The following is a 25,170-nucleotide window of genomic DNA, read 5'->3' as shown; positions in this document are numbered from 1 at the left end:
TAATCCCGACCGTGTTCCATAATTCCTCCATTTTTCTCCCTTCCCTGCTGACTACAATAGAGGAAGCAACATTCCGCAAAACGTTTCAGGATGAGAAACTTATACCGATGAAAGGCAGTAATACTTTCCGCTGGGCAATAGCGATTGGGGTTGTAGTGGCCGCCGCCGCATTCTGGTTCTGGCATAGCCGTAGCGAAAGCCCGACCGCCGCGCCGGGCGTCGCCGCGCAAGCGCCGCATACCGCCGCCGCAGGTCGCCGCGGTATGCGCGACGGCCCTCTGGCGCCGGTACAGGCCGCGACCGCGACCACGCAGGCCGTACCGCGCTATCTGAGCGGGCTGGGTACCGTGACCGCCGCGAATACCGTTACGGTGCGTAGCCGCGTGGATGGTCAACTCATCTCCCTGCACTTTCAGGAAGGTCAGCAGGTCAACGCAGGCGATCTGCTGGCGCAAATCGATCCCAGCCAGTTTAAGGTCGCCCTGGCGCAGGCTCAGGGACAGTTGGCGAAAGATAACGCTACGCTGGCGAATGCGCGTCGTGATCTGGCGCGCTATCAGCAACTGGCAAAAACCAATCTGGTTTCCCGTCAGGAACTGGATGCGCAACAGGCGCTGGTCAACGAAACCCAGGGAACCATTAAAGCGGATGAAGCCAATGTCGCCAGCGCGCAGTTACAGCTCGACTGGAGTCGTATCACGGCCCCGGTCTCGGGACGCGTGGGTCTGAAACAGGTGGATGTCGGCAACCAGATTTCCAGCAGCGATACCGCAGGTATTGTCGTCATTACGCAAACGCACCCGATTGATCTCATTTTTACTCTGCCGGAAAGCGATATCGCGACCGTGGTTCAGGCGCAGAAAGCGGGGAAAACGCTGGTCGTAGAAGCCTGGGATCGGACTAACTCGCACAAATTGAGCGAAGGTGTGTTGCTCAGTCTGGACAACCAGATTGATCCCACAACGGGAACGATCAAAATTAAAGCGCGCTTTACCAATCAGGACGATACGCTGTTCCCCAATCAATTTGTGAACGCCCGGATGCTGGTCGATACCGAACAAAATGCCGTTGTGGTGCCTGCCGCGGCGGTGCAAATGGGCAATGAGGGCCACTTTGTGTGGGTGCTGAACGACGAAAATAACGTCAGCAAGAAGCGGGTAAAAATCGGTATTCAGGATAACCGAAACGTGGTGATCAGCGCTGGCTTGTCGGCAGGCGATCGCGTCGTTACCGATGGTATTGATCGGCTGACGGAAGGCGCAAAAGTCGAGGTCGTTGAGCCGCAAACCACCGTGGCGGATAAAAAATCCCCTTCCCGCCATGAAGGTCAAAAAGGAGCGCGCGCCTGATGCAGGTATTACCTCCGGGCAGCACGGGCGGCCCCTCGCGTCTGTTTATTCTGCGCCCCGTGGCCACCACTCTGCTGATGGCGGCGATTTTACTCGCCGGGATTATCGGCTATCGCTTCCTGCCCGTCGCCGCTTTGCCGGAGGTCGACTACCCCACTATTCAGGTTGTTACGCTCTACCCTGGCGCCAGCCCGGATGTCATGACCTCCGCCGTCACCGCGCCGCTTGAGCGCCAGTTCGGCCAGATGTCAGGACTGAAGCAGATGTCGTCGCAAAGCTCCGGCGGCGCGTCGGTGGTAACGCTACAGTTTCAGTTGACGCTGCCGCTGGACGTTGCCGAGCAGGAAGTACAGGCGGCGATTAACGCAGCCACCAATTTATTGCCTTCCGACCTGCCGAATCCGCCGATTTATAGCAAAGTCAATCCGGCGGACCCGCCGATTATGACGCTTGCCGTCACCTCAAACGCGATGCCAATGACTCAGGTAGAGGACATGGTAGAAACCCGCGTGGCGCAGAAGATCTCGCAGGTCTCCGGCGTCGGACTGGTGACGCTTGCCGGCGGGCAGCGCCCTGCAGTACGCGTAAAACTGAATGCTCAGGCTATCGCCGCGCTCGGTCTGACCAGCGAAACGGTCCGTACCGCAATTACCGGCGCCAACGTCAACTCGGCGAAAGGCAGTCTGGATGGCCCCGAGCGGGCGGTGACGCTTTCTGCTAACGATCAGATGCAGTCTGCCGACGAATACCGCAAGCTTATCATCGCGTATCAAAACGGCGCGCCGGTACGGTTGGGCGATGTCGCCACCGTCGAACAGGGGGCGGAAAATAGCTGGCTCGGCGCATGGGCGAATCAAGCGCCGGCTATCGTGATGAACGTTCAACGCCAGCCCGGCGCCAATATCATTGCGACAGCGGACAGCATTCGCCAGATGCTGCCCCAGCTTACCGAAAGCCTGCCGAAATCGGTGAAGGTCACGGTCCTGTCCGATCGCACCACCAATATTCGCGCTTCCGTGCGCGATACCCAGTTTGAACTGATGCTGGCGATCGCGCTGGTCGTCATGATTATCTATCTGTTTTTACGTAATATTCCCGCCACAATTATTCCCGGCGTCGCCGTACCGCTGTCGCTTATCGGCACCTTTGCGGTGATGGTGTTTTTGGATTTTTCCATTAATAACCTGACGCTGATGGCGCTCACTATCGCCACGGGTTTCGTGGTGGACGATGCGATTGTGGTGATCGAGAACATCTCGCGCTACATCGAAAAAGGAGAAAAACCGCTGGCGGCGGCGCTCAAAGGCGCGGGCGAAATCGGCTTTACCATTATTTCCCTCACCTTTTCACTGATTGCGGTGCTGATCCCGTTGCTCTTTATGGGCGATATTGTTGGTCGACTGTTCCGCGAATTTGCGGTGACGTTGGCGGTAGCGATTTTAATCTCCGCCGTCGTCTCTTTGACGCTCACGCCCATGATGTGCGCGCGTATGCTCAGCCAGCAGTCTCTGCGTAAACAAAACCGCTTTTCCCGCGCCTGCGAGCGGATGTTTGACCGCGTGATCGCCAGCTACGGACGCGGATTAGCGAAAGTGCTCAACCATCCGTGGCTTACATTGAGCGTGGCATTCGCCACGCTCCTGCTCAGCGTTATGCTGTGGATAGTCATTCCGAAAGGGTTCTTTCCGGTACAAGATAACGGCATTATCCAGGGGACGCTGCAGGCGCCGCAATCGTCATCGTATGCCAGTATGGCGCAACGTCAACGCCAGGTGGCGGAGCGGATATTACAGGACCCGGCGGTGCAAAGCCTGACGACTTTTGTTGGCGTAGACGGCGCTAACCCCACGCTCAATAGAGCGCGCCTGCAAATTAACCTCAAGCCGCTGGATGCGCGTGATGACCGCGTGCAGCAGGTGATCTCCCGGCTGCAAACCGCCGTGGCGACGATTCCCGGCGTGGCGCTGTATCTCCAGCCGACGCAGGATTTAACCATCGACACGCAGGTCAGCCGCACGCAGTATCAGTTTACCCTGCAGGCCACGACGCTCGATGCGCTCAGCCACTGGGTGCCAAAACTGCAGAACGCGCTACAGTCGTTACCACAGCTCTCTGAGGTAAGCAGTGACTGGCAAGATCGAGGATTAGCGGCCTGGGTGAATGTCGACCGCGACAGCGCCAGCCGTCTGGGTATCAGCATGGCGGATGTGGATAACGCGCTCTACAACGCGTTCGGACAACGCCTGATTTCAACGATTTATACCCAGGCGAACCAGTACCGCGTCGTGCTGGAACATAATACCGCCAGCACGCCGGGCCTGGCGGCGCTGGAGACGATTCGCCTGACGAGCCGCGACGGCGGCACCGTACCGCTCAGCGCGATTGCTCGCATTGAGCAGCGCTTCGCTCCGCTCTCCATCAATCATTTAGATCAGTTCCCGGTTACGACATTTTCGTTTAACGTGCCGGAGGGCTATTCGCTCGGCGATGCGGTGCAGGCGATTCTCGATACGGAAAAAACGCTCGCCCTGCCAGCAGATATTACAACGCAGTTTCAGGGTAGTACGCTCGCCTTCCAGGCGGCGCTAGGCAGCACCGTCTGGCTTATTGTCGCCGCCGTGGTGGCGATGTATATCGTGCTCGGCGTGCTGTATGAGAGTTTTATCCATCCGATCACGATTCTCTCAACGCTGCCGACGGCGGGCGTCGGCGCGCTGCTGGCGCTGATCATCGCTGGTAGCGAGCTCGATATTATCGCCATTATCGGCATTATTTTGCTGATCGGTATCGTGAAGAAAAACGCCATCATGATGATTGACTTCGCCCTCGCCGCTGAACGCGAACAGGGGATGAGTCCGCGCGACGCTATCTTCCAGGCCTGTCTGCTGCGTTTTCGACCGATTCTGATGACCACGCTGGCGGCGTTGCTCGGGGCATTGCCATTAATGTTGAGTACCGGCGTTGGCGCGGAATTACGTCGCCCGTTGGGGATCGCGATGGTGGGCGGCCTACTGGTCAGCCAGGTATTAACTCTGTTTACCACACCGGTGATTTATCTCCTGTTTGACCGCCTGTCGCTGTACGTGAAAAGTCGCTTTCCGCGCCATAAAGAGGAGGCGTAGATGCGCTTTTTCGCCCTTTTCATCTACCGCCCGGTCGCCACCATTTTGATTGCCGCCGCCATTACGCTGTGCGGCATTCTGGGCTTTCGTCTGCTGCCGGTCGCCCCGCTGCCGCAGGTCGATTTCCCGGTGATTATGGTTAGCGCCTCGCTGCCGGGCGCCTCGCCGGAAACCATGGCTTCGTCGGTGGCGACGCCGTTGGAACGTTCTTTGGGACGCATTGCAGGCGTCAATGAAATGACCTCCAGCAGCTCGCTCGGCAGTACACGCATTATTCTCGAATTTAATTTCGATCGTGATATTAACGGCGCGGCGCGCGACGTGCAGGCCGCCATTAACGCCGCGCAAAGCTTGTTGCCAGGCGGAATGCCCAGCCGCCCGACTTATCGCAAGGCCAACCCGTCCGACGCGCCGATTATGATTTTAACGCTTACCTCGGAGAGCTGGTCACAGGGCAAACTGTATGATTTCGCCTCTACCCAACTGGCGCAAACCATCGCGCAAATTGACGGCGTCGGCGATGTTGACGTCGGCGGCAGCTCCCTGCCCGCAGTACGTGTAGGCTTAAACCCGCAGGCTCTCTTTAACCAGGGCGTCTCGCTGGATGAGGTCCGCGAAGCGATCGACAGCGCCAACGTACGCCGACCACAAGGCGCAATTGAAGATAGCGTCCACCGCTGGCAAATCCAGACCAACGACGAACTGAAAACCGCCGCCGAATATCAGCCGCTGATTATTCACTATAACAACGGCGCGGCGGTACGCCTGGGCGACGTCGCCAGCGTCACTGACTCGGTGCAGGATGTCCGTAACGCCGGGATGACGAACGCTAAACCCGCTATTTTGTTGATGATCCGCAAGCTGCCGGAGGCCAACATTATTCAGACGGTCGACGGCATCCGGGCAAAACTGCCGGAACTGCGGACAATGATCCCCGCCGCTATCGATTTACAAATCGCCCAGGATCGTTCGCCGACGATTCGCGCATCGCTGCAAGAGGTAGAAGAGACACTGGCTATCTCTGTTGCGCTGGTGATCCTGGTGGTGTTTTTATTCCTGCGTTCCGGGCGCGCCACGCTAATCCCCGCCGTCGCCGTTCCCGTTTCGCTCATCGGCACCTTCGCCGCCATGTATCTGTGCGGCTTCAGCCTCAACAATCTGTCGCTGATGGCGCTGACTATCGCGACCGGATTTGTCGTTGATGATGCCATTGTGGTGCTGGAAAATATCGCCCGCCATCTGGAGGCGGGAATGAAACCTTTGCAGGCGGCATTACAGGGTACGCGGGAAGTCGGGTTTACGGTCATCTCCATGAGTCTGTCGCTGGTGGCGGTATTTCTGCCGCTGCTGTTAATGGGCGGCCTGCCAGGACGATTATTACGGGAATTCGCCGTTACCCTCTCGGTGGCGATTGGCATTTCGCTGGTGGTCTCGCTCACACTGACGCCGATGATGTGCGGCTGGATGCTTAAATCAAGCAAACCGCGCACCCAGCCGCGTAAACGGGGCGTTGGCCGTTTGCTGGTCGCCTTGCAACAGGGTTACGGCACGTCGTTAAAATGGGTGCTTAACCATACGCGTCTTGTCGGGGTGGTTTTTCTTGGCACCGTTGCGCTGAACATCTGGCTTTATATCGCCATCCCTAAAACATTCTTTCCGGAGCAGGACACCGGCGTGTTGATGGGCGGTATTCAGGCTGACCAAAGCATCTCTTTCCAGGCCATGCGCGGCAAGCTGCAGGATTTTATGAAAATTATTCGCGACGATCCGGCGGTGAATAATGTCACTGGTTTTACCGGCGGATCGAGGGTGAATAGCGGCATGATGTTTATTACGCTGAAGCCGCGTGGCGAACGCAAAGAGACGGCGCAGCAAATCATTGATCGACTGCGGGTCAAACTGGCAAAAGAACCTGGCGCCAGGCTGTTTCTGATGGCGGTACAGGATATTCGCGTCGGCGGGCGGCAGGCTAACGCCAGTTACCAATATACGTTGCTGTCTGACTCTCTGGCGGCGCTGCGCGAATGGGAGCCGAAAATACGCAAAGCGCTCTCGGCCCTGCCGCAACTGGCGGACGTAAACTCCGACCAGCAGGATAACGGCGCGGAGATGAACCTTATCTACGACCGCGACACCATGTCACGGCTGGGTATTGATGTTCAGGCCGCAAACAGTCTGTTAAATAATGCTTTCGGCCAGCGGCAAATTTCCACCATTTATCAGCCGATGAACCAGTATAAAGTGGTGATGGAAGTCGATCCGCGCTATAGCCAGGATATCAGCGCGCTGGAGAAAATGTTCGTTATCAACCGTGACGGAAAAGCGATTCCCCTCTCTTATTTCGCCCAATGGCGGCCCGCCAATGCGCCGCTGTCGGTGAACCATCAGGGACTTTCCGCGGCGTCCACGATTGCCTTTAACCTGCCGACCGGCACATCGTTATCGCAGGCGACAGAGGCCATTAATCGCACCATGACGCAGCTTGGCGTCCCCTCGACGGTACGCGGCAGTTTTTCCGGAACGGCGCAAGTCTTCCAGCAGACCATGAATTCACAGCTTATTTTGATAGTGGCGGCGATCGCTACCGTCTACATTGTGCTGGGGATACTGTACGAAAGCTACGTCCATCCGCTGACCATTCTCTCTACTCTACCATCGGCGGGCGTTGGGGCGCTTCTGGCGCTGGAACTCTTCAATGCCCCTTTCAGCCTAATCGCCCTGATAGGGATCATGCTATTAATTGGCATTGTGAAGAAAAACGCCATTATGATGGTCGATTTTGCGCTTGAAGCGCAACGAAGCGGCGGCCTGACGCCGGCACAAGCCATTTTCCAGGCCTGCTTGTTACGCTTCCGTCCAATAATGATGACCACGCTGGCGGCGCTGTTCGGCGCACTGCCATTGGTGTTATCTGGCGGAGACGGTTCGGAATTACGGCAGCCGTTGGGGATAACCATTGTCGGCGGTTTGGTCATGAGCCAGCTCCTGACGCTCTATACCACGCCGGTGGTGTACCTCTTTTTCGATCGTCTGCGGCTGCGTTTTTCGCGTAAAAATAGCAAACCGGTAGTAGAAATATGACAGAACTTCCTGACAATACCCGCTGGCAACTCTGGATTGTGGCATTCGGCTTTTTTATGCAGTCGCTGGATACCACCATCGTCAACACTGCGCTGCCCTCCATGGCGAAAAGCCTGGGGGAAAGCCCGCTGCATATGCACATGGTAGTGGTGTCATATGTTCTTACCGTCGCCGTAATGCTCCCCGCCAGCGGCTGGCTGGCAGATAAAATCGGCGTGCGTAATATCTTCTTTGCCGCCATTGTGCTGTTCACGCTGGGTTCGCTGTTTTGCGCCCTTTCCGGCACGCTTAATCAACTGGTATTAGCGCGGGTTTTACAAGGCGTAGGCGGCGCGATGATGGTGCCGGTCGGACGCCTGACGGTCATGAAAATCGTGCCGCGCGCGCAATATATGGCGGCGATGACCTTCGTCACCCTACCGGGACAGATCGGGCCGTTACTCGGCCCCGCGCTGGGCGGGGTGCTGGTGGAATATGCTTCATGGCACTGGATCTTTCTGATCAATATCCCGGTGGGAATCGTCGGCGCTATGGCAACCTTTATGCTGATGCCAAACTACACCATAGAGACCCGGCGCTTTGATCTGCCGGGGTTCCTGCTGTTAGCTATCGGCATGGCGGTACTCACGCTGGCGCTGGATGGTAGTAAAAGCATGGGGATTTCGCCCTGGACATTAGCCGGACTTGCTGCGGGCGGCGCGGCAGCCATTCTGCTCTATCTCTTCCATGCCAAAAAAACTCAGGCGCGTTATTCAGCCTGCGATTGTTCCGCACGCCCACGTTTTCACTGGGGTTGCTGGGCAGTTTTGCCGGGCGTATCGGCAGCGGTATGCTGCCGTTTATGACGCCGGTCTTTTTACAAATTGGTCTTGGTTTTTCACCGTTTCATGCCGGTTTGATGATGATCCCCATGGTGCTAGGCAGCATGGGAATGAAGCGGATTGTGGTGCAGATAGTTAACCGTTTTGGCTATCGTCGGGTTCTGGTGGCGACTACGCTCGGACTGGCATTGGTTAGCCTGTTGTTTATGTCGGTCGCGCTGCTCGGCTGGTATTATCTCCTGCCGCTGGTACTGCTTTTGCAGGGAATGGTGAACTCGGCGCGCTTTTCTTCCATGAATACCTTAACGCTAAAAGACCCTCCCGATACGCTGGCCAGCAGCGGCAATAGCTTATTATCGATGATTATGCAGCTCTCGATGAGTATCGGCGTCACTATTGCCGGAATGCTGCTGGGTATGTTTGGCCAACAGCATATCGGGATAGACAGTAGCGCCACACATCACGTCTTTATGTACACCTGGTTATGTATGGCGGTTATTATCGCGCTACCGGCGATAATTTTTGCCCGCGTGCCGAACGATACACAGCAAAACATGGTCATTTCACGGCGTAAAAGGAGCCTGTAATGAAAGTCTGGCGGCCCGGAATCACCGGCAAGCTGTTTCTGGCGATTTTCGCCACCTGCATCGTGCTGCTGATCAGTATGCATTGGGCCGTGCGCGTCAGTTTTGAACGCGGATTTATTGACTATATCAAACACGGCAACGAGCAGCGGCTACAAATGCTGGGCGATGCGCTGGGCGACCAGTACCAGCAACACGGCAACTGGCGTTTTTTACGCAACAACGATCGCTTCGTTTTTCAGATTTTGCGTTCATTTGAGCATGACAACGACCGGGATAAACCCGGCCCCGGTATGCCGCCGCACGGTTGGCGCACCCAATTCTGGGTCGTCGATCAAAATGGCCGGGTGCTGGTCGGCCCACGCGGTCCGGTGCCGCATGACGGTACTCGCCGCCCCATTCTGGTCAATGGCGCCGAAGTCGGCGCGATTATCGCCTCTCCTGTCGAGCGGCTGACGCGCAATACGGATATTAATTTTGATATGCAGCAGCGGCGCGCCAGTTGGATGATCGTGGCGTTATCAACGTTGCTGGCCGCGCTGGCGACGTTTTTGCTGGCGCGTGGCCTGCTCGCCCCGGTCAAACGGTTGGTCGAGGGTACGCACAGACTGGCGGCGGGGGATTTTACCACGCGCGTGACCCCAACCAGCGCCGATGAGCTGGGAAAACTGGCGCAGGACTTTAACCAGCTTGCCAGTACGCTGGAAAAAAACCAGCAGATGCGCCGCGACTTTATGGCGGATATTTCCCACGAACTGCGCACGCCGCTGGCGGTATTGCGCGGCGAACTGGAAGCCATTCAGGATGGCGTTCGCCAGTTCACGCCAGAATCGGTTACCTCGCTACAGGCGGAAGTCGGTACGCTTACCAAACTGGTTGACGACCTGCATCAGCTGTCGTTGTCTGACGAGGGCGCGCTGGCTTACCAAAAAACGACCGTCGATCTTGTTCCCCTGTTGGAAGTCGCTGGCGGCGCGTTCAGAGAGCGCTTTACCAGCCGGGGGCTAACGCTACATTACGCGTTGCCGGATAGTATGACCGTCTTCGGCGACCCGGATCGCCTGATGCAACTGTTTAATAATCTACTGGAAAACAGTCTGCGCTACACCGACAGCGGCGGCGGCCTGCATATTTCCGCCGAACAACGCGACAAATCATTATTCCTGACCTTTGCCGATTCTGCACCGGGCGTCAGCGATGAACAGTTACAAAAGCTTTTTGACCGTTTTTACCGCACGGAAGTGTCCCGTAACCGCGCCAGCGGCGGCTCTGGACTGGGGCTGGCAATATGCGTCAATATTGTACACGCGCATAACGGTCATCTTCACGCCGCTCATTCGCCTTTTGGCGGGGTTAGCATTACAGTAGAGTTACCGCTGGATCGCGATTTACAGAGAGAAGTATGACTGAATTACCCATTGATGAAAACACGCCGCGCATTTTGATTGTTGAAGATGAACCCAAGCTGGGTCAGCTGCTTATTGACTACTTACGCGCGGCGAGTTACGCCCCCACGCTCATCAATCACGGCGACAAGGTACTGCCGTATGTGCGTCAAACGCCGCCGGATCTGATTCTGCTGGATCTGATGCTGCCGGGTACCGATGGTCTGACGCTATGCCGGGAGATTCGCCGTTTTTCCGACATCCCCATTGTGATGGTCACAGCCAAAATTGAAGAGATCGACCGGCTGCTGGGGCTGGAAATCGGCGCCGATGATTATATCTGTAAGCCTTACAGCCCGCGCGAAGTCGTGGCCCGCGTGAAAACCATTTTGCGCCGCTGTAAACCGCAGCGCGAACTCCAGCAGCAGGATGCCGAAAGCCCGTTAATGATTGATGAAAGCCGCTTTCAGGCCTCCAGGTGTGGTAAAGCGCTGGATTTAACCCCCGCTGAATTCCGCCTGCTAAAAACCTTATCGCTTGAACCGGGTAAAGTTTTTTCCCGCGAGCAGTTGTTAAACCACCTCTACGACGACTACCGTGTGGTGACCGATCGTACTATCGACAGCCACATTAAAAACTTGCGCCGTAAACTGGAATCGCTGGATGCCGAACAGTCATTTATACGCGCGGTCTACGGGGTGGGATATCGCTGGGAAGCGGATGCGTGTCGCCTGGTATAATGATTATTGGCATAACAATAACAAGGTCGTAAGACGATATTTTCCGCCAACGCTATTCTGGCGGAATTAACACACAGTCCTCTTTCCTTTGGCCGAGCGGTATCCCGAAAACCACGACGAACGCGGTCGGGGACAATAAATTATTTGGCCGCTCTTTTTAGTTTACCGATATACTATGAGTAGTTTTTTAAACTTATTGCGCATTAATTCATTAAGTGAATCTAAAAATACATAAACATAATACCAGCTTAATTATACATGGATTTTTATGACAGAAACGTCATCTCACCGCTATAAACCACGCAATATAATAAATGCGCCAAATGTAAAATCGTCTATTTTTTCCCGGAGCCAACAACGCGGCGACAGCGAAAATATCCAGCGCTGGTTAAGCAACCATTTTTATCGTTGGATCATCGGTGACTTTCCTCATGTTTATCCTGTGCGTTCCGTCGCCGATTATGCCGTTTATTTTAGCGCTGATGCAGAAATCCCCGCCTGGCTGGCGCCAAAGCTGGGTGGCGATGAGCGCTTTTACTACCTTAACGTTCAGCACCCGCAACTTGTGGCAATGGAAAGAGATTTAGTGGAATTTCTTTCGCGTCAGGAAGGAACGCGGCTGGAAACTAAACTGCAGCGCATCAACTGCTTTACCGTGCTGGCAATGCGCGAAGCGGAGCATCAAAAAATGCAGCGCCTGCGTGAACAAGGTTGGTATCCCTCCAACAGCGAGGCGCTAAAACCGGTGATGACGGTGAATAACGGTGTGCTGGTTGAACTTGATGCAACAAATCCCGGCCTGCGCAGTGAGATGGCGTATGAATCCTGGCATATGCAACACTGCGTCGGAGATTTTGATAATAAAGGCGCGCTTTCCGGCGGCTACGGCGATTACTACGCCCGGCAAATGGAACAACAAAAACTTCGCCTGTTCAGCCTGCGCGACGGCAATAATATTCCCCACGTCACAATAAGCCTGGTGGTTGGTAATAACGGCCTGAGCATTGATCAGATTAAAGGTAAGCAAAATCGCCATCCTATTAAGAAATATGCTAACGATGTTTTATCTCTGTTACGCCATCTGCAACCACTTCCTGAGCGCCACGCTGATTGCGAAGGGATGGGAATAGTTTATGAATCGACGCCGGAATATTCAGGTTGGAAATTTATTACTCATATTCATGACCTCAATTTTCTGCTCAATGTGCTGCATGACAATTTTCATTTAATGGAGCACTTCCCTACGCCTCCGGTGGCTTTACAGTGGCTGCTGCTGCACAGCGCCCCGGAGGCACTGCGCTACCTTCAGGTTGTTGATCCTAACGTGGCGACGGCTGCGGAAATGCTGTTTCCGCAGCATGAATGGCATCCTACGCTTGCCGGGAAAAACACCAGTAGCGAACCTTTCGAAATTGAAAGCCTGACGCTACAAACCACGCGTTACCTCCCTGTCATCAAGGAGGTGCAATAATGTTCTGGATTGTTCTTATTATTGCCGCCCTATTTTTTAGCTGGCGCAACTACAAAAAAACAAACCGCTGATTGCGGCCCGTATCGCCGAGGAGAAAGAAAAAGATCGCCTGAAAGACCTGCGTCGCGATACCCGACGGCGGCAATGGGCGCTGGCGCTAGCTGATATCCTCGCCCGGCGCAACGGGCTACCGATCAAAGGCGTTGAGCTGGTATTTAAACTTGACGATGACAAACGCCGCTATCTGGCGCAGCAGGTAAAAAAAGAGCTGGGCTTGAGCGAAAACCTCGACGGCGCGGCGTTACGCCACAAGGTTGAGGATATCTTACGCCGCTGGCCTGCGGGCATCGGCAGCTCGCCGCGCACGTTTTATCATCATCTGGCGGCCCAGGGCCAGGTCCGCGACGCGCTGGCCTTCGACTGTATGCGCACCGCCTTTCTGACCCGCTGTATCGCCGGGCTCGGCTGGTGTAACGAAAACGAGGCCTGGCTGGTGCTATTGCTCAACGCCCAGCGCGCTCAGGACTGTTTTGATTCCTGGGAGGATTACGCCACCGCCTACGTTCGCGCTCGCCGGGTATGGCTCACGCTACGTGACACGCCAACAGCGCTTGCCGGACGGGATTTACAGGAAGCCACCCATTATCTGCAAGACCCTGTCAGCCGCTGGCGACAACTGCCGTGGAATGAATTCAAAATTTTCGAGCCGATTTAAAGGACTATTTATGGAACAGGATGATCGTCTGCTCAACGCTATGTTTGAGATGTGCAACCACAAAAATCCCCTCAATGACGGGCAACGAGAGTGGCATATCGCCGATATTTCCGGCCTGCTGCGCGAAGAACGCTATGACGAACTGGACGAACGCTACAACCAGACGCTGACGGAGAGCTTTACCAGCCGCGAAGCGGAAAAGCGCTATTTCTTCGCCTGGAATCAAATGGACAACCCTTTTTACGATATGGACACGCTGGTTGAGGCTGGGCCGCAAGGATTAGCGCTGATCAAAAACTGGCAGCGCGCCCGCCCCCGCTCCACTCACGCCTGGCTTGCCGAGGCGCAATACTGGAATCACCGTGCGTGGCTGTATCGCAGCTATGGCTGGGCGAGAGAAACCACCCGAGCGATGTGGATCTGCGCCGCCGCCTGCAACGAACGGATGGTCATCGCCGTGCTCAATGCTATCGACTGTGAACCGCGCCAGTGGATGGCGGCGGCCCTGACCAGCACCAACTCAAAAGTCTTCGGCCAGCCCGACTGGCTGGTTGAGTTCCTCGAGGGCGCGGATGTTGCCGGGCAGCCATTAATGGAGGATCTGGCTGAATATCATCGCCATTCACCGCAGGAGGTGGACGCGCTGATGGCCCATTCCGGGCTGTCGTTTGCCGACGCGGTTTGCCCAAATTTGCCGCGCCCGTCCGTGCTGCCGGAGTGCAATGACGATGCCGGGCAAAAATACTGGCTCACCGTCTGCCTGGCTATTTTCCCGACGGCATTTTACGTGCTGGATGAATATATCCCGTTTCGTATGCCGCGCTGGGGAGGGTCTCACGAGGAAATCCGCGAATTTCTGGAATCAAGCGTATGCGATCACCTTTCTGCCGCAGAACGTGAACATCTGGAGCTATTGATCTGGTGGGACGATCACCGCGATCTGCGCATCAAAGAGGTTGACTCCCCGGCAGAACAGGAACGCATTATCGCCAAAGCCGAAGAGATTAGCCTGCGAGCGCATATCCAGGAATCTCGCCATAACACGCTGAAGTGGCTGCGGGTCTGCTATAGCGATCTGGACGATAATGACGCGCTCTGGCGAACCCTTCAGCGTTCGATCGTGGAAAAAGTTAAGTTCAACAATTACTTCTTTGATGACACGATAAAGTTCGCCCTGCGCGATTTTCCTGACACCTGGTGGATGTATAATTTTCTCTGTCAGAATGCGCAGCAAACGGAATTCGCAGTGCCGAAAATCCGTCGTGGCTACTTTCAGTACGCCGGGTTATTGGGTTTCGAAAAGGATGAGGCGCAAGGCCTCGCCTGGCTCGATAGCGTCGCCGACATTCAATATAACCATAACTGGCGGGCGGCGATTAAAAATTTCGACTGGTTCGGGCTCCCGGAACATTTCGTGCCGCTGGCAGAGCTGGGCGCACAAAGAAATATACCCGCCGCGCTAAACCTGCTGGGCCTTGAACACAATAATAAAGAGAACAACGGCCTACTACCTTACGATCCTGCCATCGCGTTAGGGTATTTTCAGCGCGCGGCGGAGATTTTGCACCGGCAGTTAGCGCTGCGCGAGAGCCCCCCGTACAAATTAATAGATAACGGAGGCTATACCGACTATGAAAATGACCTGCAAAATATTCATTTCAGCATTGGCATCTGCAACCAGCGTCTGAGTAAACAAGAACCTGATACCGAAAAACGTTCCGCTTATGAAAAAGAACTGCTCGATAATCTCTGGCTGGCGCATCAGTACGGGCATAAAGAGGCCTGGGGCTTGTTCCTGCTGAATATTTTTGAAGTGAAGGATATTACGCTGGCGCATAAGCATCTGGAACTGGTGCAACAAGAAGCCAACAAAGGCACGCTACACGCTATGGTGACCCTATCGCGCCTGCATGGTAATAAACACGATCGAACGCTGTTTAATATGAAGCTAAGCGCACGCTGGGCGCATTTTGCCTTCACGCTTTACCCGGATAATGAAATCGTTATGGACTGCCTGGACCACCTGCATTTCGATTCTTTCTGGAAACGCTTCCGTTTCGCGTGGTATACCGTCCGCATCCCGAATTCAGAGCTGCCGGGACAGGTCAACTCAATGGTGTAAGGTGGTTTACTCCCCTCTCCCACGGCGCTACAATGCCCGCCCTTAAAGTGAGGACTCTCCTCAAGCCGCCTCATCAGGTGAGGCGGATCTGACCTGTCATCAGAACGAGAAAATGATGTTTAAACCAGAACTTCTTTCGCCGGCGGGAACGCTGAAAAATATGCGTTACGCTTTCGCTTACGGTGCCGATGCCGTCTATGCGGGCCAACCACGCTACTCTTTACGCGTGCGTAATAACGAATTCAATCACGAAAATTTGCAGCTTGGCATCAACGAAGCCCACGCGCTCGGAAAAAAATTCTACGTGGTGGTGAACATCGCCCCGCATAACGCCAAGCTCAAAACCTTTATCCGTGACCTGAAACCCGTCGTCGAGATGGGCCCGGATGCGCTGATCATGTCCGATCCAGGGTTGATTATGCTGGTACGCGAGCACTTCCCGGCAATGCCGATTCACCTGTCGGTACAGGCTAACGCCGTAAACTGGGCGACGGTAAAATTCTGGCAGCAGATGGGGCTGACCCGTGTGATTCTCTCCCGCGAACTGTCGCTGGAAGAGATTGAGGAAATTCGCCAGCAGGTGCCGGATATGGAAATAGAAATTTTCGTCCACGGCGCGCTATGCATGGCCTATTCCGGCCGCTGCCTGCTTTCCGGCTACATCAATAAACGCGATCCGAATCAGGGCACCTGCACCAATGCCTGCCGTTGGGAATATAACGTGCAGGAAGGAAAAGAAGACGTTGTCGGCAACATCGTGCATAAGCACGAACCGATTCCGGTACAGAACGTTGAGCCGACGCTCGGTATCGGCGCGCCGACGGATAAAGTGTTTATGATAGAAGAGGCCCAAAGACCGGGCGAATACATGACCGCGTTCGAAGACGAGCATGGCACCTATATCATGAACTCAAAAGATTTGCGCGCTATCGCCCACGTGGAGCGCCTGACGAAAATGGGCGTCCACTCGCTGAAAATCGAAGGCCGCACCAAATCCTTTTATTACTGCGCCCGTACCGCACAGGTCTACCGTAAGGCCATCGACGACGCCGCCGCGGGTAAACCCTTCGACCCTACGCTGCTGGAAACGCTGGAAGGTCTGGCTCATCGCGGCTATACCGAAGGTTTCCTGCGTCGCCATACGCACGACGATTACCAGAATTACGAGTACGGGTACTCCGTTTCAGAACGCCAGCAATTTGTCGGCGAGTTCACCGGCGAGCGTAAAGGCCAACTGGCGGCCGTGGCGGTGAAGAATAAATTCTCCGTTGGCGATAGTCTGGAGCTGATGACTCCGCAGGGAAATATCAATTTCACCCTGGAACAGATGGAGAACGCCAAAGGCGACGCTATGCCGGTGGCACCTGGCGATGGCTATACCGTCTGGATGCCCGTCCCGCAGGACGTTACGCTGGATTACGCACTATTGATGCGTAATTTCTCAGGCGAATCAACGCGTAACCCCCATGCTAAGTAGTTAATTGCGGTTATTTTTTCATGGCGGGAAGATTCTTAGAAATTGATCACATACCGCTTCGCTCAATGCGGGTATTATTCAACGCGCTGAAAAACATAACCCATAAATGCTAGCTGTACCAGGAACCACCTCCTTGGCCTGCGTAATCTCCCTTACGCAGGCTTATTTTTTGCGTATAATCAATAAAAAAGTGGTACTTCCCGCCATAGCCAACATTGACCACACTAACCAAAGCGCAAATGGGCGCTTAGGTTTACAGACCTCCCCTATTCATGGCCAGCCAGCAAGTCACAATCCTCCCCGCATCCGGTCGGACTCAGGACTTAGCATTCTGACTTTTACGTTTAACATCAGTGAATTAAATCAATAACTGCTTTGTGAGAACTTACACAAAAAGTTTCCAGATTATTAAATTAAGGTTAAAAACTGATAATTTAAGCGTGTAAAGGTATGGCACGTTTTAATGCCGCTTTTACAAGGATTAAAATAATGTTTCCCGGATTAGAGGTTTGATTTCATGTCAAAGTAATACTCAAACCATCGCACCTACGCTCAGTCCACCTTCATCAGGCCATGTAAGTTTTGCTGGGATTGATTATCCTCTATTGCCACCAGATCACCAAATCCCCTTCCCACCGTCACGTATAATCGGTATCCAGAGTTATTCCTTTATCCTGTAAAATGTGATACAGATTCTCCATTGATCTAATAACTACCTCAATTTCACATTCCAGTTTCTCTACAGAACTTTCATTTAGTGAGAAGTTGAGAGCCAATAATAATGATTGTGAGTTATTATCATAACACAAATGTGGTCCATTATTCTCTGCAAACCATAAATTAGCATTGAGAAATTCAAAAGCAAGATTATTATTATCCGGAGGTCTTCCGCAAAAACCGTATATCATTATATACTCACTGTTAGTGCTTGTTAGTAAGATACGGTAACGGTTATCTATAATAAATGAGCATAATCTGTTTTCGTCAAAGACAATTGAATCGGCATTTAATTTTAGTGAAAACTGTCTTAATAAGCGATCGGCTCTTGAATACATAACACCCCATACTCTATCTAAAGCGTTCCTATATAAGTCATAAGCCTCTGGTCTGGACGCTTAACACCCCGTGTCATCGTCGGAATTCGTCTTTTCCCTATGACTTGCTGTGTTTGCTCATTTATGGCCAGGCTGGCCGGGTTCTGATGCCATTTGCGCTAAGGTATAGTCCGGCGCATATTCCCATCATACCAATTCCCCCCATGCCAAACGATGCGCCTAAAACCGTCAGGGCGGTAGTATATGCAGTACCACTACTGACACTGGCGACAGCCCCTGAGCATACCCCACTGAAAACACCTGCAAACAATGCCGTGGTTCCCAGGCACATTAAACATCTGGGTTTATTGCCATAAGCGTTAAAATCAACGATTTCAGCTACCGGTTTTTCGTCATTACCCCGTTCAGAAGGAGGGAGCAATGGCGTTTGCGCATTCACGCCTGAAGTGACATTCATATAAACCTCTTCATGCACATGCCTGTTTATGTTTATGAGAAAAGCGATACATCAGGCAACGGTACGACTATAGGACACCGCGCTAAGCCATCATCTAAATAGGTTTTATTTGATATATAGTAGCGTGCTTCTAATAGTGCGCCGTGTTTCTGCTAAAGAGTCTAAAGAACATTTCGATTTTATGCTATTAAAAAGTATGTTTGGTAATAAATATCAGGTTTTTATCTGATATTATGGTGTTTGAAATTAATACTGATAACTGACGTATGTTCGTCTTGTTAATTCTCCGTTTCGTTATCAAAGGCGCTATATCGGAAAGCGTCTGACTACCCCTTGTGATTTCCTTGCACTCTCACAAGCGCTACTCAATGCGCATACCGGCATCTCTCTTGTCGCCATTTGCCTTAAACCATGCTTCACTTACCGCTGCGTACAGCAGGAAGAAAAACGGTAAAGCAATAAGTGCGCAACATTTCAATTTTCATCCTGTTCTGACCTCGCTTTTTCATTTCTGCTATACACTTTCTGGAGATTGTTGTTCAACCTATTAAGGCATAACGGATGGCTAACTTTCCCGCCAGCTTACTGATCCTCAATGGCAAAAGCGCTGATAACCAGCCGCTACGTGAGGCCATTACTCTACTTCGCGACGAAGGTATACAGATTCACGTTCGGGTAACCTGGGAAAAAGGCGACGCGCAGCGTTACGTTGATGAAGCCCGTAGACTGGGCGTTGAAACGGTGATTGCCGGCGGCGGAGACGGTACCATTAATGAAGTGTCGACCGCGCTCATCCAGATCCGCGACGGCGTAGCCCCTGCACTGGGCCTTTTGCCGCTCGGCACTGCCAACGATTTTGCCACCAGCGCCGGTATTCCTGAAGCGCTGGACAAAGCGCTGAAACTGGCGATTGCCGGAAACGCGATGGAAATTGATATGGCCAGGGTCAATGATAAAACCTGTTTTATCAATATGGCGACGGGCGGTTTTGGCACCCGCATTACCACCGAAACGCCGGAAAAACTTAAAGCCGCGTTGGGCGGCGTCTCCTATCTTATTCACGGTCTGATGAGAATGGATACGCTGACCCCTGACCGCTGCGAAATACGTGGCGAAAACTTTCACTGGCAGGGAGATGCGCTGGTGATCGGCATCGGCAACGGTCGTCAGGCCGGCGGCGGGCAGCAATTATGTCCTACCGCGCTGGTTAACGACGGACTGTTACAGCTACGGATTTTTACCGGCGAAGAACTGCTGCCGGCGCTGTTTTCCACACTCACGCAGTCAGATGACAATCCGAATATTATTGACGACGCCTCAGCGTGGTTTGATATTCATGCACCGCATGAAATCACGTTCAATCTGGATGGCGAACCACTCAGCGGGCAAGAATTTCATATTGAGGTGCTGCCTGGCGCATTACGCTGTCGGCTGCCGCCAGACTGCCCGTTGCTACGTTAATAACACCAGTCGCTGGCCGGATGCGCTCACATCCGGCTTTTCTTCGTTGAACTCAGGCGATGGTGACTTTGCTATCCAGATAGACATCCTGTACGGCATTAATCAACTTCACGCCATCAGCCATCGATTTCTTAAAGGCTTTACGTCCCAGAATTAGTCCCATTCCACCGGCTCGTTTGTTGATCACCGCGGTACGAACCGCGTCGCCGAGATCAGTGTCACCGCCGTCCGCGCCGCCGGAGTTGATAAGCCCGGCGCGTCCCATATAGCAGTTCGCCAACTGGTAACGAACCAAATCAATCGGGTTATCGCTGGTCAGTTTGCTGTACACGCGATCGTCGGTATAGCCGAAGTTGACCGCTTTATAACCGCCATTATTCTCGGCCATTTTCTGTTTCACAATATCCGCACCAATCGTAGCGGCCAGATGGTTGGCTTGCCCCGTCAGGTCAGCGGATACATGGTAATCGACGCCGTCTTTTTTAAAGGAAGAATTACGCAGGTAAGCCCACAATACGGTCACCATACCCAGCTCATGCGCACGCTCAAAAGCGGCGGAGATCTCTTCAATCTGGCGACGGGACTGTTCCGAACCGAAATAGATCGTCGCGCCTACCGCCACGGCGCCCATATTGAACCCCTGCTCAACGCTGGCGTACAGGGTCTGATCGTACTCTGTCGGATAGCTCAATGTTTCGTTGTGATTCAGTTTGACCAAAAACGGAATACGGTGCGCATAGCGCCGTGAAACCGAGGCCAGTACGCCGTAGGTAGAGGCCACGCAGTTACAGCCGGCCTCAATCGCCAATTCAACAATATTTTTTGGGTCAAAGTAGCGCGGGTTGGCCGCAAAAGAAGCGCTGGCGGAGTGCTCCACTCCCTGATCGACGGGCAGTATCGAAAGGTATCCTGTTCCCGCCAGGCGTCCAGTATTATAGAGCGTCTGCATATTACGCAGAACGGCTGGTGGACGATTATTGTCAATCATCACCCGGTCAACGTAATCCTTGCCGGGTAGATAAAGCTGATCGGAAGGAATGGTCATACAACGATGCTGTAAAAGGCTGTCGGCGTCTTTGCCAAGCAACTGCGCAATATCAGTCATAGCTATGCTCCCGTAAGTTCCGATAGGGTATCGGAAGGTGAATAGTCCTGCCCCGCAGATTGCGGGTCGCAATAAGCCTGGTACTGACCGACCATTTTTGCCAACTTTAGCGCATTTTTTCGGCGCTATCTGCTGACTCGATTCACGTCCGAAAAAGTGTTAGATCGGTCAAAATTAATGCTCAATGGTATTTAAAAGGTATTATTAAGTGGTATTGTCGTGGCGTACCTTACCTGTCATGAAGGATTCAAAAATGAAAACGACCTTTAAACTGTCGTTCATGATGTTCGTGGAGTGGTTTATCTGGGGCGCCTGGTTCGTCCCCCTGTGGCTATGGCTAAATAAAAGCGGGTTTTCCGCCGGTGAAATAGGCTGGTCTTATGCCTGTACCGCCATTGCGGCGATCCTGTCGCCGATTCTGGTCGGCTCCGTTACCGACCGTTTTTTCTCAGCGCAAAAAGTCCTGGCGGTACTGATGTTTGCGGGTGCCGTACTGATGTATTTCGCGGCACAGCAAACCACCTTTGCCGGATTCTTTCCGCTGCTCCTGGCCTATTCATTGACCTATATGCCGACCATCGCGCTGACAAACAGCATTGCCTTCGCTAGCGTACCGGACGTTGAACGCGATTTTCCACGCATTCGCGTTATGGGAACCATTGGGTGGATTGCCTCCGGCCTCGCCTGTGGATTCTTGCCGCAAATGTTAGGCTATAACGATATTTCCCCCACCAACATTCCACTGCTCATAACCGCCGCAAGTTCAGCGTTGCTGGGCGTATTTGCGTTCTGTCTGCCAGACACGCCGCCAAAAAGCACCGGCAAGATGGATATTAAAGTGATGCTGGGGCTGGATGCGCTGGTTCTGCTGCGCGATAAAAACTTTCTCGTTTTCTTCTTCTGTTCCTTCCTGTTTGCGATGCCGCTGGCCTTCTACTACATCTTCGCTAACGGCTATCTGACAGAAGTGGGAATGAAAAACGCCACCGGCTGGATGACGCTCGGCCAGTTCTCTGAAATCTTCTTTATGCTGGCGCTACCCTTTTTCACTAAGCGCTTTGGTATTAAAAAGGTATTATTACTTGGTCTTATTACCGCCGCGATCCGCTACGGCTTTTTTGTCTATGGCGGCGCGGAGACGTACTTCACTTACGCCCTGCTGTTCCTCGGTATTTTGCTGCACGGCGTAAGTTACGATTTCTACTACGTCACCGCCTACATTTATGTCGATAAAAAAGCGCCGGTTCATATGCGTACCGCTGCGCAAGGGCTTATCACCCTCTGCTGTCAGGGATTCGGCAGCCTGCTGGGGTATCGCCTCGGCGGCGTGATGATGGAAAAAATGTTTGCTTATCCGCAACCGGTTAACGGTCTGACATTCAACTGGGCGGGCATGTGGACGTTTGGCGCAGTGATGATTGCCGTCATCGCGCTACTGTTTATGATTTTATTTCGCGAATCGGACAAAGAGATCACTGCTATTGACGATCGCGATATTGCGTTGACACAAGAGGAAGTAAAATGAAAGCAGAACGTATTCTCGGTGCTCTTTACGGGCAAGCGTTAGGGGATGCGATGGGAATGCCCTCTGAGCTGTGGCCGAGAACGCGCGTCAAAGCGCATTTCGGCTGGATTGACCGCTTTCTGCCCGGGCCAAAAGAGAATAATGCCGCCTGCTATTTTAACCGCGCGGAGTTTACGGATGATACCGCAATGGCGCTCTGCCTGGCCGACGCGCTACTCGAATGCGAAGGCAACATTGATCCCGAGATTATTGGGCGTAACATCCTCGCCTGGGCGGAACGCTTTGATGCGTTCAATAAAAATGTACTCGGCCCGACGTCAAAAATTGCGCTGAATGCGATTCGCGACGGCAAACCCATCGCGGCGCTGGAAAATAACGGCGTGACTAACGGCGCGGCCATGCGCGTTTCGCCGTTGGGCTGCCTGTTGCCGCCAACTAACCTGACAGCCTTTATAGCAGAAGTAGCGTTAGCCTCCAGCCCGACGCATAAATCCGATCTGGCGGTGGCTGGCGCCGTGGTTGTCGCCTGGGCCGTCTCGCGAGCGGTTAACGGCGACACGTGGCAAAGTATTGCCGACTCGCTCCCCGCCATCGCCCATCAGGCGCAGACAGCGCGTATTACCACGTTTAGCGCCTCGCTATCGGCACGTCTGGAACTGGCGCTAAACATTGTCCGCCACGCCGACGGCGTCGAATCTGCCAGCGAACAGCTCTATCAGATCATCGGCGCGGGAACCAGCACCATTGAATCGGTTCCCTGCGCTATCGCCATGGTGGAGCTGGCGAATACCGATCCTAACCGCTGTGCCGTGCTGTGCGCTAACCTCGGCGGCGATACCGACACTATCGGCGCGATGGCTACCACCATTTGCGGCGCGTTGCACGGGGTAAGCGCCATTAACCCCCAGTTAAAGCAAACGCTGGACAAGGTTAATCAGCTGGATTTTGCGCGCTATGCCGTTGCGCTGGCGAGCTATCGTCAACGGCGGGAGGCACTATGAACGGCGCACGGTTGCTGACATTATTACCGACCCTGCATACCCGGCGTCCGCTCACCGTTATCGGCGCGGCAGTGATCGATATCATTGCCGACGCCTGGACGTTGCCGCGTCGCGGAGGCGATATTGAACTGCAACAACAGAGCGTCAATGTCGGCGGCTGTGCGCTGAATATTGCCGTGGCGTTGAAACGACTGGGGATTGACGCCAGCAATGCGCTGCCGCTGGGCCAGGGCGTGTGGGCGGAGAGGATTCGCCGCCGTCTGGCAAAAGAGGGATTATCCAGCGTGATTGACGCGGTTGAAGGAGATAACGGCTGGTGTCTGGCGTTAGTCGAACCGGATGGCGAACGCACGTTTATGTCTTTTAGCGGCGTGGAAAACCAGTGGAATGCGGACTGGCTGTCGCAGCTCAGGACACCGCGGGGCAGTCTTGTCTACCTGTCCGGCTATCAACTGGCCTCGTCCTGTGGCGAGCCACTGATCCAGTGGCTGGAAACCGTCGACGATGTAACGCCTTTTATCGATTTTGGCCCGCGAATCGGTGATATTACAGACGATGCAATGGCGCGCATTATGGCCTGCCGGCCCATCGTATCCCTCAATCGCCAGGAAGCCATCATCGCCGCGGAACGCGCCGGGCTTGCGACCGATACCCGCACTTTCGGCGAAGCATGGGTAAAACGCTTTTCCGCGCCGCTGGTGGTGCGCCACGATAAAGACGGAGCGTGGTATTTTAGCGCGCAATCTTCCGGCGTTGTGCCAGCGTTTCCGGCAACCGTGGTGGATACCATCGGCGCAGGCGACAGCCATGCTGGCGGCGTGCTGGCAGGACTGGCGTCAGGCTGGTCGCTCGCGGATGCCGTACTGCTGGGAAATGCGGTGGCGAGCTGGGTGGTCGGGCATCGCGGCGGCGACTGCGCGCCCACGCGCGAGGCGCTACTCCTCGCACACAAAAACGTATAGGTCGCTACGACAATAACTGATGCTGTATTCAATAGGCCGCTGCTGCTGATCGAGCGCCACCTGCTTAATCACCAGCACCGGCACTTTACCATCCATTTGAATATGCGACTGAAACTCATCATCCGGCATCCGGGCGCTGACGCGGGATCGGGTACGCTGAGGGTAAATGTGCTGGCGACGAAAATAGTCATACAGCGAAATGCCAATCGCGTCGACATCATGAATCAGATGCGCGGGCACCCAGGACTCTTCAATCGATACCGCGTCCTCATCAACATAACGAATGCGTTTGAGTAAAAAGACGTCGCTGCCTGCGGGGATCGCCAGATGCTGCGCGACCTCATCCGGACAACTTACCACGCGTTTGTTAACCCATAGCGTATCCGGTTTTTTGCCGCGCAAGACAACCTGCTGAGAAAATCCCCGCGCCTCTTTCAGGGAATATTCAAAGATATTATTGATTTGCGTACCGTAGCCGCGGGCGCGCGTGACGACCCCCTCTTCTTCCAGCGCCTGCATCGCTTTTCGTACCGTGATGCGCGAGACGCCGGTAAGCTGGCTGAGATCGCGTTCGCCAGGCAAAATATTACCGTGCTCAAGAATACCGCTGCGCACGGCATCCTTTACCGTCTGGGCGAATTTCATGTATAGCGGCGTATTATCCGCCGCTGAAATTCGTTCATTCAGTTGCGCGATGAGCCGGGTATGCGCTTGTTCCATTTATCTTTCCTGACGAC

16 protein-coding genes and 3 pseudogenes are annotated in these 25,170 nt (G+C 54.0%); 15 read left to right on the top strand and 4 right to left on the bottom strand.

Annotated features, from left to right (window positions below; translation table 11 throughout):
• Window positions 1–107: 107 nt before the first annotated feature.
• The 11 genes and pseudogenes from mdtA to ACQ29O_RS07800 form a co-directional block, all read left to right on the top strand.
• On the top strand, window positions 108–1,349 hold the full coding sequence (gene mdtA, locus ACQ29O_RS07850; protein ID WP_000678820.1) for a multidrug efflux RND transporter subunit MdtA: 1,242 nt from the start codon (window positions 108–110) through the stop codon (window positions 1,347–1,349).
• Window positions 1,349–4,471: a multidrug efflux RND transporter permease subunit MdtB gene (gene mdtB / locus ACQ29O_RS07845; RefSeq protein WP_020936907.1), complete on the top strand. Its 3,123-nt coding sequence runs from the start codon at window positions 1,349–1,351 to the stop codon at window positions 4,469–4,471. The genes mdtA and mdtB overlap by 1 nt, the downstream gene beginning before the upstream one ends.
• Window positions 4,472–7,552, top strand: coding sequence for a multidrug efflux RND transporter permease subunit MdtC (gene mdtC, locus ACQ29O_RS07840; RefSeq protein ID WP_001210095.1), 3,081 nt, complete (start codon window positions 4,472–4,474; stop codon window positions 7,550–7,552).
• Window positions 7,549–8,960, top strand: a pseudogene (locus ACQ29O_RS07835) (MFS transporter). Before mdtC ends, ACQ29O_RS07835 begins: the two are co-directional and overlap by 4 nt.
• A complete protein-coding gene (baeS, locus tag ACQ29O_RS07830) occupies window positions 8,960–10,363 on the top strand; it encodes a two-component system sensor histidine kinase BaeS (RefSeq protein WP_000870073.1) in 1,404 nt (467 codons plus the stop codon). Before ACQ29O_RS07835 ends, baeS begins: the two are co-directional and overlap by 1 nt.
• A complete protein-coding gene (gene baeR, locus ACQ29O_RS07825; RefSeq protein ID WP_000137851.1) occupies window positions 10,360–11,082 on the top strand; it encodes a two-component system response regulator BaeR in 723 nt (240 codons plus the stop codon). Before baeS ends, baeR begins: the two co-directional genes overlap by 4 nt.
• A gap of 268 nt (window positions 11,083–11,350) precedes the next feature.
• On the top strand, window positions 11,351–12,553 hold the full coding sequence (locus tag ACQ29O_RS07820; RefSeq protein WP_000141069.1) for a hypothetical protein: 1,203 nt from the start codon (window positions 11,351–11,353) through the stop codon (window positions 12,551–12,553).
• A pseudogene (locus ACQ29O_RS07815) lies at window positions 12,553–13,268 on the top strand (DUF1266 domain-containing protein). Before ACQ29O_RS07820 ends, ACQ29O_RS07815 begins: the two are co-directional and overlap by 1 nt.
• A gap of 10 nt (window positions 13,269–13,278) precedes the next feature.
• On the top strand, window positions 13,279–15,390 hold the full coding sequence (locus ACQ29O_RS07810; protein ID WP_000434258.1) for a DUF4034 domain-containing protein: 2,112 nt from the start codon (window positions 13,279–13,281) through the stop codon (window positions 15,388–15,390).
• A 115-nt stretch (window positions 15,391–15,505) separates the two neighbouring features.
• Window positions 15,506–16,867 (top strand): tRNA 5-hydroxyuridine modification protein YegQ, encoded by a 1,362-nt coding sequence (yegQ, locus tag ACQ29O_RS07805; RefSeq protein ID WP_001517981.1) that lies wholly within the window; start codon window positions 15,506–15,508, stop codon window positions 16,865–16,867.
• Between the two features lie 450 nt (window positions 16,868–17,317).
• Window positions 17,318–17,496, top strand: a pseudogene (locus tag ACQ29O_RS07800) (non-LEE encoded effector protein NleB); the annotation flags it as partial.
• 9 nt (window positions 17,497–17,505) lie between these two features.
• Here the strand turns inward: ACQ29O_RS07800 and ACQ29O_RS07795 are convergent.
• Complete coding sequence (locus ACQ29O_RS07795) at window positions 17,506–17,922, bottom strand: CesT family type III secretion system chaperone (protein ID WP_001677052.1); 417 nt, start codon at window positions 17,920–17,922, stop codon at window positions 17,506–17,508.
• 121 nt (window positions 17,923–18,043) lie between these two features.
• Entirely contained in the window at window positions 18,044–18,379 is a 336-nt protein-coding gene (steD, locus tag ACQ29O_RS07790) for a type III secretion system effector SteD (RefSeq protein WP_001576201.1), read from the bottom strand.
• A gap of 561 nt (window positions 18,380–18,940) precedes the next feature.
• Here steD and yegS point away from each other — a divergent pair.
• A complete protein-coding gene (yegS, locus tag ACQ29O_RS07785; protein WP_001273394.1) occupies window positions 18,941–19,840 on the top strand; it encodes a lipid kinase YegS in 900 nt (299 codons plus the stop codon).
• Between the two features lie 52 nt (window positions 19,841–19,892).
• Here yegS and fbaB read toward each other — a convergent pair whose 3' ends face one another.
• Window positions 19,893–20,945 (bottom strand): class I fructose-bisphosphate aldolase, encoded by a 1,053-nt coding sequence (gene fbaB, locus ACQ29O_RS07780; protein ID WP_020936905.1) that lies wholly within the window; start codon window positions 20,943–20,945, stop codon window positions 19,893–19,895.
• Window positions 20,946–21,198: 253 nt separating this feature from the next.
• On the opposite strand from fbaB, the gene ACQ29O_RS07775 reads away from it, so the two are divergent.
• The 3 genes from ACQ29O_RS07775 to ACQ29O_RS07765 are packed head-to-tail and all read left to right on the top strand — an operon-like array spanning window position 21,199 to window position 24,433.
• The gene (locus ACQ29O_RS07775) at window positions 21,199–22,470 is read left to right on the top strand and encodes a nucleoside permease (RefSeq protein ID WP_045161601.1); all 1,272 of its coding nucleotides are present in this window, start codon (window positions 21,199–21,201) and stop codon (window positions 22,468–22,470) included.
• A complete protein-coding gene (locus ACQ29O_RS07770) occupies window positions 22,467–23,471 on the top strand; it encodes an ADP-ribosylglycohydrolase family protein (RefSeq protein ID WP_000642790.1) in 1,005 nt (334 codons plus the stop codon). Before ACQ29O_RS07775 ends, ACQ29O_RS07770 begins: the two co-directional genes overlap by 4 nt.
• On the top strand, window positions 23,468–24,433 hold the full coding sequence (locus tag ACQ29O_RS07765; RefSeq protein WP_001012656.1) for a PfkB family carbohydrate kinase: 966 nt from the start codon (window positions 23,468–23,470) through the stop codon (window positions 24,431–24,433). Before ACQ29O_RS07770 ends, ACQ29O_RS07765 begins: the two co-directional genes overlap by 4 nt.
• On the opposite strand, the gene ACQ29O_RS07760 is transcribed toward ACQ29O_RS07765, so the two are convergent.
• Window positions 24,407–25,153: a GntR family transcriptional regulator gene (locus ACQ29O_RS07760; RefSeq protein ID WP_000434062.1), complete on the bottom strand. Its 747-nt coding sequence runs from the start codon at window positions 25,151–25,153 to the stop codon at window positions 24,407–24,409. The genes ACQ29O_RS07765 and ACQ29O_RS07760 overlap by 27 nt on opposite strands.
• Window positions 25,154–25,170: the final 17 nt, after the last annotated feature.

The organism is Salmonella sp. GDC200615, from assembly GCF_050574145.1.
GTDB lineage: Bacteria > Pseudomonadota > Gammaproteobacteria > Enterobacterales > Enterobacteriaceae > Salmonella > Salmonella enterica.
Note: the sequence above shows the minus strand (reverse complement) of the source record. Positions and strands in the feature narration are given on the sequence as shown.